This window comes from Paracoccus denitrificans, assembly GCF_900100045.1.
In the GTDB taxonomy this organism is placed as follows: domain Bacteria; phylum Pseudomonadota; class Alphaproteobacteria; order Rhodobacterales; family Rhodobacteraceae; genus Paracoccus; species Paracoccus denitrificans.
The window spans coordinates 41,698-61,597 of record NZ_FNEA01000003.1 but is presented as its reverse complement, the minus strand read 5'-3'; the positions used below and the strand labels follow the sequence as shown (position 1 = coordinate 61,597).

The window sequence follows — 19,900 nt, the reverse complement described above, 5'->3', positions numbered from 1 at the left end:
GAGCGGAACGGCGTTGCTCCTGCGACGCCGCTTGGCCCCCCGGCTCAATCAGCATGCGGGGCGTCAGGTGCTTTGACGTCGAATACCTTCGTCCTGTGCCAGTCCAAGAAGACCCGATGCTTGTCGGTCAGATCGACTGGCCGATCAAAACTTAGTCGCGCACGTGCCTGCTCGCTGAGGTTCGCCGAAAAGACCGGAATGCCGTCATCACCGAAGGTAACCAGACCACCATCGAATACGGCATCCCAAAGAGCCGACAGAAGCAAACCATTATGGACATCCAGACGCTCTGCGTCGTTTTCACAGTCGCGCCATGGCTTGATGTGAGAGGCACGTAGAAGCGGCTTGTCGACAATCCCGGTAAGAGGGCATCGCCCCCGCCAGTATTTGATCAGACGCTCACGAAAGATGTTCTGGCCGACACGCTGGACCACAAGGCGTTCCGCCTCCGTCGTCTTCGGCAAGTGCTTGGTGCGGTGAATAAACTCCTGAAGTGGTGCGTCGGGAAGGCTTGCGGCAAGCTCGTAAACTCGTGGCATCACGCCATAAAGCAGTGCCAGCGAGGCAAGCCGGAACCGTGCGAGGCCTGGTCCTGCGGTATCGGACGCCTCAATCCCGATCTCTGCGATGACTCCGGCGTGATCCAGGGCGAGGAGCCACGCACCGGAAGTGTCCCGTGCGAGCCAGATCGATCCCTGCGCGGTCGTCGAACTGTACCGCTGCCAGCCATCGATTTCGCCTTGGGGGCGCCGGAAGCCGTTCTGGTAGGTGACTTTGTCGCATTCCTGGCGGGTCACGAAGGATTGGGGCGTCTCGATCATCAAAAGTCCATCGCAAACAATCTGGCTTCAGGTGGGGTTGATGACAGTTTTAGCCGTACCGAGTGATGATCTGCTGTGATTTGCGATGGGGCGGTAGTTGTCGTTACAATATACTGGAATGGTGGGGGGCTTGTTTTCTCTTCCAGGCCCAGCGCGAAATCAAAGAGATTTGAGTAGATGCCAGCGTCGAGGTCTGCTTCGCGGGGACTGTCATGGATGAGGAACGACGGTAGGTCCGCCTTTCCGTTCACAGAAAGGATCATGGCGGCGAGGTCGAAAGCAACGATCTTGAACGACTCTACTGCCGCCGTTGAAAGGCCCGCGCCACGATCTAGCAATATCTCGGGATGTAGACCGTTACCGTCGAGTTTCACTTTCCCAGTACAGCCATTGGGCATCAGAGTCGCGACAAGTTGTCGAAAGAGTGTTTCCAAGTCACCTATCGCTGCCGCGGCGCGTTCGCGCTCAAGGCCCATCTTTTGTCGTTGACCGTCAAGCATTCTGTCAACGCCGGCCAAGCGCTGAACTATTCGGGCGCGATCACTTAACTGGCGGTCGAACCAGTTAGCTTCTCTCACCAAGTCCTGAGCGTGATTTATAGCTTTGTTGGCGTCTGAGGCTTGCCGCTCGAGTTGCGCGAAAGAATCTTCAATTTTGGAAATTTCACCATCCAGACGCAAGATTTCCTGATCGAGGTTCTCAATTTCTCCGGGCAGTGCCAATCTTTGACGATCTAGCTCAGCAACATGTTTCTCAGTCCGTTCAATCCGGCCTTTCACCTCGTCAAGGTTGCACCGTTCCAGAGACACCCCACATCCATTGGCCTTCACCTCATCGATGCTGACATGACAAATTGCGCAACGGACAATAACGCCAGTTTCAAGTCTTGCTTGCTCGGTACCTTGTTCGGCACGAGCAGCAGAAATCTGACTCGGAAGGCTGTTCAATAGGGCCTTCTTCTCCGCCCTTTCGTCGCTTCTTTTGTTTCGTTCGGACTGCAGAAGGTTTCGTTTGCCGCGCAGAGCGTCGCTGGGGCGACCACCCTTGGAGTGCTCGGTGCCCAGGGCCTTCGCCAGTACTTCATTCGCCTTGTCGATCAACTCCTTGCGCACGATCTCTTCCGTCGGATCACGGTCTTTGGAGTAAGAAAGGCGTTCACAGAGTTCGTCGAATCTTTGGCTTTGGAACCAGTCGAGATGGCCGAGCTTTTCACGTAGACCGTCGCGCTCGCGCGTATGTGCTCTCGCCTCCTTCGTGGCTTGAACCTCGTCCGCTGAGAGCGCCCCGATAGCCAGACGCACGACAGTCAGCCTTGTCTCAAGAGAAAGTTCCTGAGCAGGTGATCCCGAACCGGACCGCTTGGATCGCCAGTCGAAGACGTCGTCCAGACGGCATTCCTGATCGCGGGTGAGCCAGGCCAGCAGAACGTCCCAGACTTGTTCTGCCTTCAAGTTGTCCGGAACCTGATCTCGATACCGGGCACAAAATCTGTCGGAGATCACCGGCGCTATCGTTGGAGGTTCAGTGCCGACCAGAAGCTGGTCAAATGTCTCCTCGATCCGCTCTGCGCGGGTGGCGCGAGAGGGCAGGTTCATGCCAATCGGACGGGTGACCACCCAACACTCGCCATCAATGATGACTTCGGCGCCAACAAAGCCATTCGGCAATTTTTGCTGCATGAGCGGGCGCTGTTCGTCGTTGGCGAAGGTGCGCTCGCCCAAGCAATACCGGATCAAACGGCAGAACGTCGTCTTGCCGCTGCCATGAGGGGTGGCACCGGTACCGTTCATCGACAAATCGGGCGACCAGATGATGTTGACCCCGCGCCGAAGCTCGATGTCGCGCAGCAGGGTCTGAGGATCGCGCCAGAGCGCCAACCGTCGAACCCACAGGCGGGGCCCTTGTTGCCCTTCGGGCAGATTGAATTCAATCTCGGATGGCTGAAACAGATCAGGCTGCAAGGCGACCCTCCCTGATGAACGGAAGGATTACGGCCGACACCTGCGAGAGCCCGTGATCCAAGTCCGCACCTTCCAGCCTCGACCATGCGAAGATTGCGCGGCCGACGGCAGGATCGCTTGCATTCAGGGTCGATCGATCAAGCCTCGAACCTGCGCTCCATTGTGTGCCGTCTGATGAGACATCCAACACCGCAGAGGAAACAAGTTCATTGAAGGCCGCGCCCCAAGCCGCGTTCGTTGGCGGAACGAGTTGGGTAGCGCCCGTCGAGTGCGCCAAGAGACGTTGCCACTCTCGGCGATCCGCTTCCATCAGGAACCCATCCAGCAGACCTGGCTGAAGGCAGGCGAGTGCAGCCAGACGGACGCGACGGGCATCGGAAGGCCCTGGCAGAATACCCACCATCGCCCGAAGCTGTGCCCGAACTCTGTCTCGCTCATTGATACCCTGAGGCCACGCCCACATTGCGTCCTCATACTGGTTGAGCGGGGACAGCGCGATTTGTTGAGCGACGGCCATTGCTCTGTCAGCCATACCGAGAGCGGCAAACGTGCCATCCTGCGCCATCCGGTCCCAGGCTTCGAGGACGAGGCGGCGAGTGCGGTATTCGCCGTGTTGGCGGATTTCCTTTTCCTTCAGGACGCGGAAGGTTTCCGAGGGGTAGTCGGGGCCCTTCACGTCGGCGGGGTCGAGGATGTAGCGCAGCTCGTCGCGGGTCAGGCCGTAGGCGCGGGCGTAGAAGGCGTCGAGATCGGCGCGGAGTTGCGCGCGGCGGTCCTCGTTCCAGGCGAAGGGCGGGCCGTCATGGCCCAGATCGCGGGCGAAAGAGGCCAGATTGTGTGAAGTGTAGGTGAGTTCTAGTACGCGAGACGTCACGAAATCTAGGCGCAATTCAGAGTAGAATTCTGGCGGCAGGATGGGAAACTGTGAAATCACATACTTACGAATATGCGTGCCGCCGACCTTTTGTCGCGCAACATAGTCGAGAGGCAAAGAATTCAAGTTCGCTACTAGTGTGGCTGCGTGTGTAGCTCCACCTCTCGGGAGCATTAAAGAAAGGGTGTCGTCTGTTGCCGTTTTGGGGAAAATGCTCGCTATCACCGTACGGTTAACGTGGGCACTAGTGATATCGCGCCATCCAGCCAACCATCCATCTTCCCAATCGAGGGCGCGAAGTTTCTTCTCGAGTTCGTCAATGGGAACGTACTTATCTGACCGAACGTCCGCCCAGCTCTCAGGCAGATCAAGCGGCGTCGTTTCGATGAATTCGTCGGCTGTGAGGTCATACGCAGCGGCGCCGTGATTGAACTGGTCAACCATTGTTCCCCTGAGCACCGGAACAAATCCGGTTGTTGCCCCCATGTCCTCGGCGCGAACTATAATTTCCGAGTCTGCTGCGTTCGAAGTCGAGAAGAAATTTTGAATTAGGTCAACCCGCCAAGTCTCCCAAGTAAGCGCCTCCCCGAGAACTGGCAATCGATTATACACTGCAGCGGTGAGGTCCGCATCGTCTCTCGTTCGGAAAATTGGAGCTGTTGAAGTTATCGGGTTGATGAGCTGAATTTCCTCGGGCGAGAGATGGTAAACTCGCGTTGGATCTTCGAGCTGCGATATCCTTCTTAGGAAAAATGCAAACTCGGCCCGGTCAATATTAGCGCGGGATAGCGTCAGTAGGCAAAACCGTATTGAGTGGTGAATCGCGGGAAAGACGAACTCTTCATTCTCGAACGAAAACAGCGAGCGCACCATCTTTTCTCCGCTGATATGAGCGAAGAACTTTGCATTGAACTTATCGGTCGCGATACCTGTCGGCACGATCAGGCCAGCGCCTCCACCGCTCCCCATTAGGGAAAGAAAGAGCTCGGCAAACAGAGAGTATGTATTTAGCTTGCCTTCGGCAGAATAGGAAAAGCGATTTGATGCGCGAGCAAATTCATTGGCGGCATCAAATTCGCGCTTCCCAAGAACATACGACATGAAGAGGGCGGGATTGATCTCTTCAAGCTTTGCGATTTTGGCCTTCCGTTTTGCTCCGGCCAAGGTGGCAACTTCCGGTGCCACGGACGCAAAGAACTCCTTCTCTGATAGCTGAATGACTTCCCAAGGCGGATTTCCCAGCACCACGTCGAAGCCGCCGCGTTGCATCACATCAGGGAACTCCAGCGGCCAATGCAGGGCGCGGGCGTTGCGGGCGGCCTTGGGGGCCTCGACCATCGCCTGGCGCATCTTGCCCTGATTGAGGGCCATCCACATCTCTTCGGTCGTCGGTACTGTCCGCTCCGACGCTCCCGCCGGTGCGCCGCCCACTTTTGGCAGCAGGAAGGCCGCCACATAGAGGTCCGCCGCCGCCTTGGCGCGGACGAAGGTCTGCCCCTTGCGCAGCTCCTTGAACCGCTTGGCCTTGGCGCCGATCTGCTCGACCGTATCCTCGGGCAGGTCGCGGAAACCCGAGAAATCCAGTGCCAGCGGCTTCATCGCGGGCATCGACGCCTGACCGGTGCCGAAGTCGAACCCGCCTTGCCCAGACGTCGCGGCGCGGTTCGCTTGAAGGTAGTAGCGCGCCGTGTTTCGATCATCGCCGGTGAGCGGCTTGTAGGCGGCATCGGGAATGCCGTCCTGCAACACCTGCAGGTCGAACACGCCGAGCAGCGCATCGCCGCAGCGGATCTGCGCGTCGAAGAAGCCGAGGGGAAGGCCCGGGTCCACCGTCTCGATCCACAGCGCGACTTTGGTCAGCTCCACCGCCATAGGGTTGCGGTCCACCCCGTGGATGCAGCAGCGCGCGACATCGCGCAGCGCATGGCGGAAGTGTTCGAGTCCCGGAGTGCCGCCCTCACGAATGCGGGCAAGCCGCGTTGCGATGCGGCGGGCAGCGGCCAGCAGGAAGTGACCCGAGCCGCAGGCGGGGTCGATGACCGAAAGCTTCAGCAGCGCCTTGGCGGGATCGTCCGCCTCGGCCTCAGTCTTGTCGAGCACGGGATCGAGCGCGGTGTCGAGCAGCGCCTGCACGAGACTGTCGGGCGTGTAGTAGGAGCCGGTGGTCTTGCGCTGGTTGCCCTTCTGCTCGGCCGCCTCGGAGGCGAAGACCAGCGTCTTGCCGTCGTCACACAGCTGCGGCTGGAGTTCGAGGAGGGATTCGTAGACCGAGCCCAGTTCCTCGGTCTCCATCGCGCGCCAGTTGACGGGGACCATGCCGGTCTTGTCCGCGAGCCAGGAGAGGCGATAGAGCGCTTCCATGAAGGCGCGGTTGCGCAGGCGGGCGGTCTCCAAGTGGGGCAGCCTGTCCTCGGCAAAGAGGCCGCCGAGCGCGGGCAGCGCAAGGGCGGGTTGGCCATGTGTGAGGGCGCGGAAGACGATCTTCACCCCCTCGTAGCGGTCATGGTGCTTGTCCCAGGTGGCGGCGCGGTAGCATTGCTTGCGCAGCGACTGGAGCGAATAGCCTTGGGCGTAAAGGGCGCGCGCCTCGGGCTTGGCCTTTTCGGGGTGGAGGAGGTTCCGGTCCTCGGCCACCATCAGGAAGATCAGCCGGTAGACGAGACGCAGGAGTTCGTTGAACCACTCGGTCAGGTTCACTTCGCCGGACCGCAGTTTCGCGGCGAGGTCGGGGTTAGCCTCGAGGAAGCCCGAGCCGAGCAGTTTGAGGGCCAGTTGGACCTGACCGGCCAGGCGATCTCGCGCGGCTTCGCCCTCCTTGGAGCCGGCATCGCGCCAGCGTTCGATGGGGCAATCGGTGGCGGTGGTCTCTGCCGCGCCGAAGCGGGTGCGGTGGATCATGAGCCAGAGCACCGCGAAGGACGCAATGTCTTCGTTGGTAAACATCTGCGCCAGATCGGCCTCGACATAGGCCGGACGGGTCAGCGAGGCATTGTCGCGCATGAGGCGCAACTGCATCCCATTGGTGACTATGCCCCAAAGGGCCTCGTCCCGATCATTCAGGTGGTCCTGAAGGGCAAAGGCCGGAGAGCGCGACCTGTCCGTCGAGAGCGTCGGGCTGCGGCGGTCAAGTAGCTCGGACGGCGGGACGACGACGACAGGCACACGATCGGACGCGATCAGGGCGATCGGTGCCGCTGCCACCGTGAGGTCTGTGTACCCGAAGGTTTCCTTGAAGAAGTCGGCGATGAAACGCGAGGTGGCGGCGGCCGAGGGGTGTTCGATCTTCGCAAAGGCATCGAAATGCGATTGGCCTACGCGGAAGGCGGTGGCGATTTCCTCGCGGATCTGTAGGCCTTTGCGAACCCCGTATTCCTCGGGGGATTGCTCGGGTGCCTGGCGCTGATCGATCTTTGCGATCATTGCAGGCGCGATCAGGTTGCCTTCGAGGCTCAGCGACGGCCACGCGGACATATCGGTAATTGGTTTGCGGGCCATGATTACACCTCCCCCGGAACAAGAACGAAGAGGCCGATGACGTCTGGGGGAATTATCGGCTCGACACTGACACGCGACGCGGAACCGGCGGCAGCACGAAGGCGGGCGTGGTCTTCAACCAGCTCCGCGGCACGCTTTTGGACGAAATCGGCAATCGGGCCGCCCAGCAGGTCAGGAAGGGCCGCCTTCGCCGTATTGATCATCCGGTCGCGGGCGACAGACGCGAAATCAGCAGTCGCGGGAGAGGCAAGCAGCGTGCGCGCCTCGCTGCCAGAGGCAATCACCGAGTTACTGTCGAGGGCAACAAGGGCGGCTTCCTCTGCCAGCAGGAGGCGCTCACGCCGAGCATGAACGGTGAGCTTGTAGCGAATACGCAAGAGAGCGACACGCGTCATCTGAGTGACGGCGGCACACGGCCAAGCCCCGACACGACCGATGCCCAGATCCGGCAGCGCTTCGGTGTCGAGAGAGGCTTCAAGCAGGCTTTCTGCCAGGGACGACGTCAGCGGATGGGTTCTGGTCAGAAGCGAAGCGCCTGAGGGCACGGGTTCCTGCGTGGCCAGTTTCAGAGAGCCCTTCAGCCCACGCTGCTCCAGCTTTTCCTTGAGGCTATCCTGAAGGGCATGCACGTGAGCGAACTGCAGCGACTTCTTTTTCTCGAGGGGCACCCCAAACCGAGACATCGCGCGCTCGAGAAATTCGAGCGCTTCCGCTGGCGATCCAAGGAGGGTCTTCACCTTGTCCCATTCAGGAGCGACTTCAATCGGCTTCATGGCATTTTGTGCAAACCGGGCACGTGACCGTTTTTCATTCTCGCTTGCGTCGCGCCAGCGGGTCTCCATCACCTGGATACCGTCGCCGAGTTGCAGGTCCAACGTCAGCTGCTTGTGACTGCCACCACCACGGCGGAGCATCATTGCCGCCATCAGCGCATCGGTGACCGGTCCCCGCTCCTCGGGCAGAGGCACAGTCACGCCCGTCGCCTTACGGATTTCTTCTGCCTTGCGGAGAATGACGTCCAACACGGCGCCGTCGATGGCGCTGTCGGGCGAAAACATCATGATCGAGCGAACGAGTTCGGCGGGTTGTCCGAAACGATCCACGCGACCTTCGCGCTGTTGATGGCGCGTCGGGTTCCAGGAAAGGTCGTAGTGGATCACGGTGTCGAACAGCTGTTGAAGGTTGATCCCTTCCGACAGGCAGTCCGTGGCGACAAGGATGCGCTGATCTTTGGTGGAACCTTCTTCCGCCGCCATTTCGGCAACGCGATCGCGACGTTCGTCCGGCGTCAGTTCACCTGTCACGGCTTGTACATTCAGCTTGGTGAAGGCCTTACGAAGCCTTTCCTTCACATGTTCGGCAGTGGCGAGGTAGCGGCAGAAGACGACGGGATTGGCACCATCTTTGATCAAGGGTTTGAGGGCCTTGATGAGGGCGTTCAGTTTGGGATCTTCGGCCGTCAGAAGTTCGCTGGCCTTGTCGAGAAGCCCTTGGAGAGCGGGATCATTTGAGAAGACGGTGTTTGGCTCGATGTCCACGGCGTCTTCATCATCACCATCTTCGTCGTAGATCTGCGGCTCGAGGCGCTCGTCTTCATTGGAAGCCCGGTTTCGCAACGCGCTCATGGCGGCTGCGGGTGACGATCCGACACAGCGCATCAGCGCCAGAGTGCCCCAGAAGGCAAGCCGGCGATCCTTCTGCGCGTCTCCAGCCCGAGACACGACCGAGAAGCAGTAATCAAGCACGGCCTCTTGGAAGGCCCGATGCTCGTCGTTCAGGCGATACGAGTATTCGGTCGTCTCGTGCTTGGGGAACGAGCGGTTCTCATCCCAGTCGCCCTCGACCAGGTCGACGCGCCGCCGCTGAACAAAGTGCCTGACAAGGCGCTCGCGGTATTTCTGGTTGTCGAAGTTGACGGTCCCGAATTCCTTGTCGATCAGCGACAGTAGCCGAGCGAACGCATCCTCGTCCCCGGAGTGCGGCGTGGCTGTCAGCAGGATCAACCGACGCTCAGGGTCGCGTGCAAGGCCTTGGAGCAGGTCAAAACGCTGCTGCTTTCCTTTGTGCGTCCCGACGCAGGCGTGTGCTTCGTCTACGATAACGAAATCCGGGCAGGCCCTGGCGAACCCATCCCGGCGTTTCTCGGCTTTGATATAGTCAAGGCTGACCACCGTGAAGGGATAGGCATCGAAAAGGGTTTGCGCCAATGGGAGGTTGCGCTCCAAACGTGCGGCAGTCCCGGAGGTGACGGCAACAGCATCGATCCCGAAGCGATCCTTCAATTCGGTGATCCACTGGTCCACGAGGTGCGGAGGGCAGAGCACCGAAAACGCATCGACTTCTCCGCGATCCATCAGCTCTCGGAGGATCAGGCCCGCTTCGATGGTCTTGCCGATGCCAACGTCGTCGGCAATCAACAGCCGCGGGACCTGAAGCCGAAGGGCCATGAGAAGCGGGACCAGCTGGTACGTCCGAGGTTCGAACGCGAGCTGTGCGGCGGATCGGAAGGGACCTGCCCCTCGGCGGAGAGTCAGTCGCAACGCGTCGGCAAGAAGGGCAGCCTTGGACTGCACGGTAGTGCGCGCATCGTCAGGCAGGTCGAAACGAGCGGCTTCGACCGGTGTAAGCTCGAGATCCGGGGCAAGAACCACGATGTCGTTTTCATTGCCCGAGAGGGGGCGCAGGGCGAGCAGGCCCTCGCCGGATGTCGGCAAGGCAACCCATTCACGGCCGCGCGCTCTGACAAGATCTCCAGGAGTAAAATTCACAGTCATATCAACCTTCAAAATTCTTCATGAAGCCATCCGGCAGTCCTTCCGACGGCGCCGAAGGCAATCCAAAAACGACCCAGCCCTTGTTCATCGCGTCTGCCTCAGCTTCCGCTGTCAGGTCAGCGGTCGTCGCGGCAACCGCGAATGCGCGCCAAACAAACTCGAATTCGCGTCCACCAAAGCTCGCGGGCATCGTATCAATTTGGGGGATGCCCGCGGCGCTGAATGCCTCAATCCATGGTGATGCCACCGTTCCAGCGGTCGGCTTCGCAGCACGGGAAATCGTGCCGCGTGCAAGATCGATCAGGAATTGCGTCACTTCCGAGCTCGAGCGGTCGATCAGTTCATGGTCCGGTTGGTTGAAATAGGACAGCAGGCAACGGTAGCAGCCGCGAACACAGCTTCCGTCTTTCTTCTCCTGCAACAGATCCGCATCACCCGCCGCAATCGCAGCATCGACATTCTCGAAGTGCATCAAACCCAGTGCGGTCTTCGCCACCTCGTTGATTGCCTTTCCTTCATCAATCAGGCGCGTGAGCACGCCGGCGCCGCCTTCCGTTGCCTCGTAGGCAAGGATTGCGCGACGGTTGTCCCTCGCGGGCAGCGGTTCACCGAGGATTTCGCCTTCTTCCAATTGGAAAACCACCTCGATTCCGCGCAGCAACGCATGCTGAACCGTCGCGATTGTCTCGGGCTCATACTGCTCCGGCTTTTCGAAGCGGAACAGCAGGGCATTCTTTCTGTCGCGGACAATCGGAACAATGCGAACCGGCTTGACCACGTCCGGCGGAACGTCCGTGTCGCTGTCCTCGTCGTCGGATTTCGCCCAGTATCCGGACCTCGGATCGATGTGGAAACCGAAAACCGTCTGGTCCTTTCGGCGCTTCAAGCCCTTGTTCAGTCGGCTGATTTCTGCGCTATTGGCGTATTGCAGGGCCAAGAGGGAGGTCTCGCCACAGACGAATTTGGCGTTGGTCACTTGGACCTGCCCATCCTTCTTCGGCCAGGAGAAGACGGTCTGGATGTCAAAGCCCTGCCGAACGCGCTCTTCATCGTTCGCCGTGATGCGCTCAGTCGGGGCGGCCTCGACGTTGTCGATGCGCAGGGTCTTCTTAATGGGGACCTCACCCGCCATATGGTTGTTGCACCCATGGCAACGCTCGACCTCGCCCTCATGCGATGCACCACAGTTGGAGCAGATGTAGATATCCTTGGTCGCCAACTCCGACCCGTCGCCCTGACGCACCTCGGGCGGCAATTTGGCTTTCATGACCCGGTAGGCGCGGCCCTCATGATAGATCAGACTGCGCGGGCCGAATTCGGAAATGGCGAGGAAGCGGGCTCTGGAAAGGAATGACCCCGTCTTGCCTTCGCCTGGTACAAACGCGTAGAGCGGCAGGCGCGGGAAGTTGTACCCGGGCAGGAAGCCCTCAGTCGCCAGATACCGATATGAATAGAAATCGGACCCATTCGAGGCTTTGCCTTGTTCGAGGATGGCGATCTGATCCTGGGCCTGCATTTGCGCAGCCTTGATCTTGCGCCGGTCGGCTCCCGATAGCCCCGTAATCTCCGAACGCTTGTTGGCCTCAGCCAATTGCGTCCTGGCAGAGCTATAAAGCTCCCGCCAACGGTCGAAGGCGCGGTCAAACTCCTTTGGGGCATTCATGGCCGTGTGAAGAACGAACTCGTCTGGATCGTCCATCCAGATCGGGGTTTGCCCTCCGTCGGACGCCAGAATCTGCTTCAAGACACGCGCCATCGGTCCCCGTGCCTGCGAGACCAGAGCGGGTTTCGAGATGACCTCCAGAACGTCTTCTTTCAGCGGGAATTTGTCCCCGTGAAGGTCCAGAATCTCTGGGATGTCGGGAGAAAGCGCCAGTTTCGCTTCCGCCAGCCACACCGCGTGCAGGTGCGATCGGACCAGCTCTTCATTCGTGATGTCGAGTGCTGGCGGCCGCACGACACCGGCCACCATATCGTTGCGCCGTTCAAAGAAATACTGATCATGCGGTGATCCCGAGGCGCAGTATGTCACGACAACCGCGGCCTGGCCCGAGCGACCGGCACGGCCAGCGCGCTGCGCGTAATTCGCCGGTGTAGGAGGTACGTTGCGGAGGTAGACGGCGTTCAAGGCGGAAATATCAACGCCGAGTTCCATAGTCGGAGAGCAGAACAGCGCTGGCAGGAACCGGTCTGACTCGCCGGTCGCCCGAATTTCTGTTCGGTACTCCGAGGTCGCGAGATGGTCCATGTCGTCCTGCTCGAAACGGAACCGCCATTCACGCCATTCTCTCTGCTTTTGCGAAACCTGAGCCGTGTGCTCGCGTCCCTCCAGCCCCCAGTAGGAACTACGCCCGTCGCCAAGGTCACTGGCAATCGCGGTGTAAAGGTCGTGGAAATATCGGTTGCCGCAGTGGGTTTCATCATCGAGAGCCGGTCCAGGCACAAGCCGAACCGCAGATGGTGACAGGCGCCAGCCCGTCACATCGCTATCGAGTTCAACAGGCACCAGCAGCCCTTCCTCGCTCAGGAAGACAAGCATCCCTTCCATGAACTCGTAGTACTCATCCTTGTTCAGCTTCATGCCTAGAACCGACTTCCGGTTCACGAGCCGTGCGATCCGCGAATTGGGACCTGCCCGAAGAAGCGTTTGTTCTTCACGCAGCGTGACGACGTTTTTGCTGCCCGCGCGCAGGACAAGCGAGGACCGCGCTCGCGGATTTTCCTTTTGGTCAATGGCCCAAGGTGCCTGAAGCAGCATTCGGGATTTCTGGGCCACGCCGTCGAGGACAGTCAGGTCCAAGGCTTCGGTCTGAACAGCCAGGCCCTCAAGCATCGCGGACAAAATCGCCTTTAGAATTGCCTGCCGCTGTTCGAGGCTGAGGTCTCCCAGCGCTGGATGGATGGCCATGAAGCGCTCGCGATCTTCAGAGATTTCCTCGAGGCCGAGGAAGTTCACGTCGATCAGGTTCAGGACAGACAAGCTGGGGTTGGTGAAGCGCCAACCGCGACGCAGGTCCGTCCAGACACGGTGGGCGAGTACCTTCGCGAGCGATCGCTGGGCGTCTTCGCGAATGATGGCACCAGCATTCGAATCCAGCAGCCAATGCTGGCGCGCCTCTTTGTTGGCGGCAGTAAAGCCGAGCGCCTTCACCACCTGCAGGCCGAACTCATCTTCTGCGAGCCCACCTGAGCCAGCAGCAATGACCGCGCGAAGGATGGCTCCGCGCAACAGGCTTACGAACAGGAAGTCATTGAAATGGCCAGACTGCAGGGCTGCATCCTGACGGTTATCCGTGAACCCCAAAAGCTTCCGCTTCGTCTCGGGTACGCCGCTGCCAGGTTTGTTCATCCACTCCAGGGCGCTGGCGACCAGCAAGGTTGTTGCCGAGCTTCGCCCTTCGCCGGACAGACCCGCCAACTTGCTGCGCTCACGCATCCCCTGCGTCGGTTCGTCATGGCAGCACAGGCAGAACGCGAACTTTCCCGGGATGAACCAGAAATCGTTTCCGCCCGCTCCGTGGCGACCATCAGCACCGACGACGTAGGACACCGGCATACGCTTCTTGCGATACCCTCTCAGCCGTTCAATGCCGTTTTTCTCTTCTCGCCAGCTTTCGGGGTAACCCTCAAGCTCGCCTGTGAACTGGAAGTCAGTATCGCCGGGCGTCACCGGACAGAGATACCCCGCGACCTCGTCTTCTTCAGTGTCGAGCGGCGTGTCGTCGATGCTTCGAGGCAGAAAGCGCAAGCTCCCATCATCGTCGACCTTGGTCACGACATGGTATTCTTGGCCACAGTTTCGGCAGAACCGCGTGGGGTAGAGGCGGTTTCCAGGGGCTTCGGGGTCCTCGAGCTGCCCTTCAAGGAGGATCCGACGCGGCCTGGCCGTGAGCGTCGTAAAGACTTCACCGGCACCGGAGATGAACCGGTGGAGTTTGAAGGCGAGAAAGGCTCCGTCCTTCATGCCGCCGCGCTCAATCTCCGGCAGGCTTACCCGGGTCAGGAATTTTTCGAGATAGTCTCGGCAGGTTTCTGCATCGACCGCACTGGCCAGAGAAAGCTTTTCAACGGCTTCTTCAAAAGGGATCGGCTTCTTCCTGCGAAGCTCAAGCCCATCGTCCAATCCGAGTTCGAGTTCGGCCCAAACCGAGAGCGGATGGCGCTTTAGGGTTTCGTCATCGAGTGCGTCCGGCAAAGGCTGCGTCAGGGCCGTCTTCAAAGCGCCAAGGACGTGCTCGGTCTTCAGGGCGTCATCGGTCGCGCGCTGCAAGGACTCGTCGATGACCGCGTCCGGGCCAATGTCGGTGCCAAACAGACGAGACGCTACCTTCGCGACAGCAAGTGCGCGGCTCTCGTCCGATCCCTCGGAGGCCATCGTTGCCGAGGTCCCAATGCAGATTGGCTCCTTGTCCGGCGAGCACCTGTCCCGCAGGCGTCGAACGAGGACCGCGACATCGGCACCTTGGCGCCCGCGATAGGTATGGAGTTCGTCGAGAATGATGAACTCGAGACCGGACGCGTTCGAGACGACCTTCGAGTCCAGGTCGTCCTGACGCGTCAGAAGCAATTCTGCCATCATGTAGTTAGTCAGGAGAATGTCGGGCGGATTGGCAGCGATGCGCTCCCGCTCTTCACGGCTTTCCTGACCGGTGTAACGTTTGACCACCGGCTTGAGCTCATCGGGCAAACCGGAACCAGCGATGAACTTGTCGATCTCCTTCATCTGGCTGTTTGCCAGTGCGTTCATGGGGTAAACGATGATTGCCGTCGTGCGACGCGGCTTTCCTGCGCGCCGCGCTCGGATGATCGAGTCGACAACCGGCACGAAGAAGCAAAGGGATTTCCCCGAACCCGTACCGGTTGTGACGACATAACTCTTTCCTTGCTTCGCCTTCGCGATCGCCTCGGCTTGGTGCCGGTGAAAGCGAAGAGGCGTGGTGCCAAACCGGAAAACCTTGCCCGTGCCGTCGTCGAGATCACCCGTGGCGACAAGTTCATCGACCGTCGGCCCCGCCATGAAGCGTGGGTTTAGAGACAAGAGGGCATCCGGCCAGAATTTTCCGGCGTCGTACTGGGCATCGATCTCGGATTTCAGGTCGGGTGCCCGAATTGCGCTGAATGAACGCGAAAAGTGCTCGTAAGCACGGATCAATTGATGGTCGAACTCAAACGCTTTCATTCAGGCGGCCTCCTCGGTGTCCGGGCTTGGAACATCGAAGCCTTCGTCGTCCTGGAGAACGTCCTCGCCTTCCTCCGGCACGGAATCTGCCCTGACGATCGCATGCCCGGTTGCCTTTGAAATCATGGCAAGGAGCCGCGTCTCCCGATCCGCCATGAATCCCTCGAAGTCATCCGCCCTCAGCAAGGATGGATCCAGTCCGTGAGACGCCAGATAATCGTCAAGCGCTTCGCGGGCGATCGGCGGGTTGTCCTTTCCGCCTGTTTCCAGTCGTTCCAGGTAGACCGATGGAGCTACGCCGCCAAGAATGCGGTTGGTCTTGTAGCTGAGCGGCGTCTTGTTGACGACGGTGTCAAAGACCTTCGGCTCGATTTTCTGCTTCTTGCACCAGTCCTGCGGGAAGATGTGGTGGATATCGACGTACTCGTCAAAGAATACCGTGTCCTTGAAGTGCTGGCCGGAGCGAAGATCTCTCGCGCCTTCGGCCATCAGAAGGGCGTGGATACCCTTGTAGGCGGCCGACAGGCGGGTGCGCAGGGTGCGCAGGCGTTCCGGTCGGAAACGGCCATCGGTGATCGTGCTGGGTTCGGGGCCACCGTCCAGCCATGCGGGCACCTCGAGCACGTCCTTGGCAAATCGGGACTCGATGGCCGAGCCATAGAGTTCGCCAAAAATGCCGCACCAGAACCAGCGGGCGAGCTGGTCTTTCACTGCAGCGTGGTCGAACCTCGGCCCGATGATGGCGAGGATCGCGGCAAAGGGGACAAGCTGGCCCTGATAGGGCAGATCGATGACCCGATAGATGTGGTTCTGCCGGAGGAACTTTGCCGCAGTCTTGAACCCTTCTTCGACCGCAGCACGGTGTTTCAGATACGCCTCCAGCGGCAGGTCTAGGAGCGACTGACGCGTGGCCCGGACTGCGGACAGCTCCGTCTCTTTGCGCCCGGCGGCGATTTCGGCCGCACGGGTCTCGACCCCATGCAGGAGGGCGATGGCCTGCAGCACGTCGGTGGCAGCGACCTTCTCCAGCACGCCAAACTTCTGTTCGGCCGCCCGCCCAAAGAGCTGAAGCCGGGTCTGCAGCCCCGGCTGGCCGTCGGCGCCGAGCCAGTCGTCCCGCAGGCGATGGCCGCGGGCTGCATACATCGCTGTCACAAGCTCGAATGCGTCGAGCGGCTTGCCGCCGGTATTCACCTTCTCAAAGACCAGACAGACGGCCTCGTGGGAGGTGTCGGGGCTCAATGCGATTACGGGCAGCTGGTAGGCCTTGAAGTTCTGAAGGACCTCATCCTTGAACGGCTTGAAGAGCTTGCGTGTCTCCGGGTCGTTTTCCAGCCAGTATTCGTTGAAGCCGTCTTGCCATTCGTCCCAGTCAAAAACCTGGTTCAGCGGGAACATGAGGTTTTGGTATTCGAGTTCCGGCGTGGAGAGATCGAGGTCGATCTTCCGGTCGAAGTCCGACTTGATCCGCCGATCCTCCGGTACTGAGACAATGGCGTTTTCGCGGTCCTCGGCCGGGTTCATTGCTTTTCGAATGTCGGTGTAAAACCAGCGCTTCACGAGCTTGAGGCGAGGCGTGACCGTTTGCACCACCTCGCGGCGCAAGCAGGTCTGATAAAGCGAGGTCATGCGCTGCTGGCCATCCAGCACGAGCTGATCCGGTGCGTCGTCGCCAACTGCGGCATCCGCCCCCTGGATTGGTCGGCGTGCGAAGGTATCAGCCGCACCAGGCTTCACCTCGAGCGTCATCAAGGCGCCGACCGGAAACGCCTGCGAGATCGAGGCGATCAGCCCCTTGATCCGTTCCTCGTCCCACACCCAGCTGCGCTGGAAATCCGGCAACTGAATTTTGCCGTTCCCACACTGACGGAGAAGCTCCTCCAAGCTGACCGGGTTGGTCTTGAATGCCGCTTGTTTACCCAATCTGGCTCTCCTCAAATGAACTTGCTGGCTTCTGGCAACTGGACGCGATGTCCGAAGAAGGCTTCATTTCGAACCCTCCGGAGCGCCAGCTGCTCGAATGCCACTGAAAATCTCGTCGCGATTGATCAGCACGATCTGCTGGTCCTGGGGCGCGCGCGCTTCGGGGGCGGTATCTAGACCGAGGCGTTTGAGCGCATAGTAGAGGAGCGCACGTCTCACCTTGATCTTCGCCTTGCCGCCGCGCATGCCATAATCGAGGGCAATAACCTTCGCTTGTGTTTCCGAGAGATCGGGGTGTGGCCCAACCTCCAGCGTGACCTCGGCAAGCCAGTCGTGATCGTCGCCGGCCGATTTGTCGCTTTCGCCCGAGCCTCGAACCTCAAGCATTCGAGACAACAGGAAGCCCTTGAAGCAATCGTCGGTTTGGCAGAACGCCCGAGTGTGCCAGCGGAAACCGTCAAACGCGATGGCATGGGGGGCGATCCAGCGCCAGCGCGGCTCGGGGCTGGACAGGGACTGGTACTTTACCTCGATCGCCTCGGACCGACGGATTGCGCCAACGACCGAACGAAGCGTCGCCGGATTGACCCCACGAACTGGCGTAGGGGCGGCCGCGTAGGGCGGGAGGTTGGCGATCCAAGCGTCCTCGCGGTCGAGGAGCCCGTCAGCGACTGATCGGAGTTGTGCAAGGTAGCGGCTCGCGTCGGGCTCGAGGAACTGCGGCTTGAACTCGGAGCCGCGTACATAGGTTCGCGCACTCTTGTCGTAGACCATGTTGTCCGGCGCGAAGCCGATGTAGCGGTTCAGGTCGGTGGACGCCTGGTTCACCGATACCCCGAACTGGTCCATCAGATCGCTGCGGTTCACATGTCCCTCCCAGAACAGGCGGAACTCTATGAACTCGAGGCGCTTCTCGACACCCCAGCGAAGTTCCGACCGGTCGCTCTCCAAAAATCACCTCCGGGCCAGATCGGTGGACCCGCAAACTATGCGGACCCATTTTCTGTGCTCTCGATGACGCTAACTGAGGGGAGGAAAGCGGGCAATCGAAATTGCGGGTAACTGCGCTACATACCCTTGGCTGACACTGATTTCTTCCTGGCGGGCCAGCCTCCGGCTCAGAGAGCTGCTCGACGTACAGCGAACTCAGCCCTCCCTCCGATCCGAGGCACTGCAATCTTCACTGTCATCGGACTACTTGCCTCTTGCCTTCCCCTTCAGGAAGCATGTTACTTCTGGCAAAAAATTGCCAGAAGTAACGGTCGTATCAGTTGGTCTCTTCAAGGCGAGCTTTGAGCCAGTGGAGAAAGAACGGATGACGTGTCCACTTAACCTTCTTTCCGTGCTATTCATGGATAGGAGGGTTCGATCATGGGACGCACATCGACCGCTGCGACGCCGCAGAAACGGGACGCGGACACGAAGCTGGCGCAGAGCCGCCTGAGCATGCTGGAACTGGCGAAGGAGCTTGGCAACGTCGCCGAGGCCTGTCGTCAGCGGGGGCTGAACCGGACCAGCTTCTATGAGTGGAACTGCTCTCGACCTTCTCGGCGGCGATGTGCAGGCCCAGCTTCGTCTTCAGGTCACCTGAGATCGAACCGTGGGCGGTAGGGGTCAAGCATACGGTGGCCTCGACCATCTCGGCGACTGTAGCCTCCTTGGGACACTGAAGCATGGCGATAATCTGTGCAGTAAAGTGTCAGAGTTCGGCCTCCTCTGAATGTCGGCTTTCTGCGCACGGGCTTTTTCGTTCGCGCCCGCAGAGAATGTCCGGACGCCGTCCTCCGTGCAGGTCGCGCCGGGCCGGGCGGGGTGATCCTGGCGGAATGTCCGCTTCCATGTCCTGACAAGGGCATGTTCGCACAGGCAGAGAATGTCGGCTCACCGCCCACCGTAACGTATGCAGGAAGCTGCGCGGCCATTTTGAATCGGTGCAGCGCTCACGCGCTGCCCTTTGCGAGTCGGTAGACCGGGATGCCCATCTTGCGGGCCTTGTCGGCGAGGTTTTCCTGAATGCCGGTGCCGGGGAAGACGATGACCCCGATCGGCATCGTGTCGAGCATCCGGTCGTTGCGCTTGAACGGCGCAGCCTTGGCGTGTTTCGCCCAGTCCGGTTTGAAAGCGACCTGCGGCACCTTGCGATTGTCGGCCCAGGTGGCCGCGATGCGTTCGGCACCTTTCGGCGATCCACCGTGCAGAAGGACCATATCGGGGTGCTTGGCATGAACCTGATCGAGCCTGTCCCAGATCAGCCGGTGATCAGTGGTGTCCCCGCCCGAGAAGGCAATCTTCGGCCCTGCGGGCAAGAGCACCTCATTGTCGACCCTGCGCTTGGCCGCGAGGAAGTCGCGGCTGTCGATCATGGCCGAGGTCATCTGGCGATGGTTGACCCGTGAACCGGAGCGCGGCGACCAGGGCGTGCCGGTGCTGCGCAGGAAGAGGTCGGCGGCAGTGTCGCGGAAGGTCTCGATGCTGTCGCGGCGCTCGATCAGGCTCTGGCCGATACCGATCAGGGTCTCCAACTGGACGGATTTGACCTCGCTTCCGTCCTGTTCGCGCTGAAGGCGCTTCTGGGCCTGCTCGTTGTCATCGAGTTTGCGTTCGATCCGCTCGACGGCGCGGTGGAAGGTGTTGACCGTGGACCACATGATCTCGTCTAGGTCGAAATCGAGGCTGGTGTCGGCCATGGTGGAAATCAGAGCATCGAAGATGTCGGCAACCGCGCCCTGGATGGCGGTGTCCTCGGGCGTGATCCGGGGATCAGCCTCGCCCTCGGCGGGACGATAGCCATAGAGTTCGAGCTCTTCGATGACATGGGCAGTGGGAGACGTGCTGTGATCGGGTTCGAATTCGTCATGGGCATACATGGGATG

Annotated in this window: 8 protein-coding genes and 2 pseudogenes; 1 reads left to right on the top strand and 9 read right to left on the bottom strand. The window is 60.2% G+C overall.

The window, feature by feature from the left end:
- Window positions 1-44 precede the first annotated feature (44 nt).
- The 7 genes from BLT64_RS02735 to BLT64_RS02705 form a co-directional block, all read right to left on the bottom strand.
- Window positions 45-821, bottom strand: a complete 777-nt coding sequence (locus tag BLT64_RS02735) for an HNH endonuclease (protein ID WP_011747841.1) — start codon at window positions 819-821, stop codon at window positions 45-47.
- The gene (locus BLT64_RS02730; RefSeq protein WP_011747842.1) at window positions 821-2,782 is read right to left on the bottom strand and encodes a DUF2326 domain-containing protein; all 1,962 of its coding nucleotides are present in this window, start codon (window positions 2,780-2,782) and stop codon (window positions 821-823) included. The genes BLT64_RS02735 and BLT64_RS02730 overlap by 1 nt, the downstream gene beginning before the upstream one ends.
- Window positions 2,772-7,151 (bottom strand): Eco57I restriction-modification methylase domain-containing protein, encoded by a 4,380-nt coding sequence (locus BLT64_RS02725; RefSeq protein WP_011747843.1) that lies wholly within the window; start codon window positions 7,149-7,151, stop codon window positions 2,772-2,774. Before BLT64_RS02725 ends, BLT64_RS02730 begins: the two co-directional genes overlap by 11 nt.
- Window positions 7,152-7,153: 2 nt before the next feature.
- Window positions 7,154-9,925, bottom strand: a complete 2,772-nt coding sequence (locus BLT64_RS02720) for a DEAD/DEAH box helicase (RefSeq protein ID WP_074810308.1) — start codon at window positions 9,923-9,925, stop codon at window positions 7,154-7,156.
- Window position 9,926: 1 nt separating this feature from the next.
- Window positions 9,927-15,104, bottom strand: a complete 5,178-nt coding sequence (locus BLT64_RS02715; protein WP_074810305.1) for a DEAD/DEAH box helicase — start codon at window positions 15,102-15,104, stop codon at window positions 9,927-9,929.
- Entirely contained in the window at window positions 15,105-17,027 is a 1,923-nt protein-coding gene (locus tag BLT64_RS02710; protein ID WP_011747846.1) for a GmrSD restriction endonuclease domain-containing protein, read from the bottom strand.
- A 63-nt stretch (window positions 17,028-17,090) separates the two neighbouring features.
- Window positions 17,091-17,978, bottom strand: a complete 888-nt coding sequence (locus tag BLT64_RS02705; protein WP_011747847.1) for a BrxR family helix-turn-helix transcriptional regulator — start codon at window positions 17,976-17,978, stop codon at window positions 17,091-17,093.
- A 420-nt stretch (window positions 17,979-18,398) separates the two neighbouring features.
- On the opposite strand from BLT64_RS02705, the pseudogene BLT64_RS26195 reads away from it, so the two are divergent.
- A pseudogene (locus BLT64_RS26195) lies at window positions 18,399-18,557 on the top strand (IS481 family transposase); the annotation flags it as partial.
- Between the two features lie 58 nt (window positions 18,558-18,615).
- Here BLT64_RS26195 and BLT64_RS27710 read toward each other — a convergent pair.
- A pseudogene (locus BLT64_RS27710) lies at window positions 18,616-18,666 on the bottom strand (hypothetical protein); the annotation flags it as partial.
- 301 nt (window positions 18,667-18,967) lie between these two features.
- A complete protein-coding gene (locus BLT64_RS02690; protein WP_011747849.1) occupies window positions 18,968-19,894 on the bottom strand; it encodes a DUF2493 domain-containing protein in 927 nt (308 codons plus the stop codon).
- Window positions 19,895-19,900 lie beyond the last annotated feature (6 nt).

Bases quoted from the DNA above. Each gene is read 5' to 3' on its own strand.
- BLT64_RS02735 (WP_011747841.1), bottom strand. From the start codon at position 821: ATGATCGAGACGCCCCAATCCTTCGTGACCCGCCAGGAATGCGACAAA.
- BLT64_RS02725 (WP_011747843.1), bottom strand. From the start codon at position 7,151: ATGGCCCGCAAACCAATTACCGATATGTCCGCGTGGCCGTCGCTGAGC.
- BLT64_RS02720 (WP_074810308.1), bottom strand. From the start codon at position 9,925: ATGACTGTGAATTTTACTCCTGGAGATCTTGTCAGAGCGCGCGGCCGT.
- BLT64_RS02715 (WP_074810305.1), bottom strand. From the start codon at position 15,104: ATGAAAGCGTTTGAGTTCGACCATCAATTGATCCGTGCTTACGAGCAC.
- BLT64_RS02690 (WP_011747849.1), bottom strand. From the start codon at position 19,894: ATGTATGCCCATGACGAATTCGAACCCGATCACAGCACGTCTCCCACT.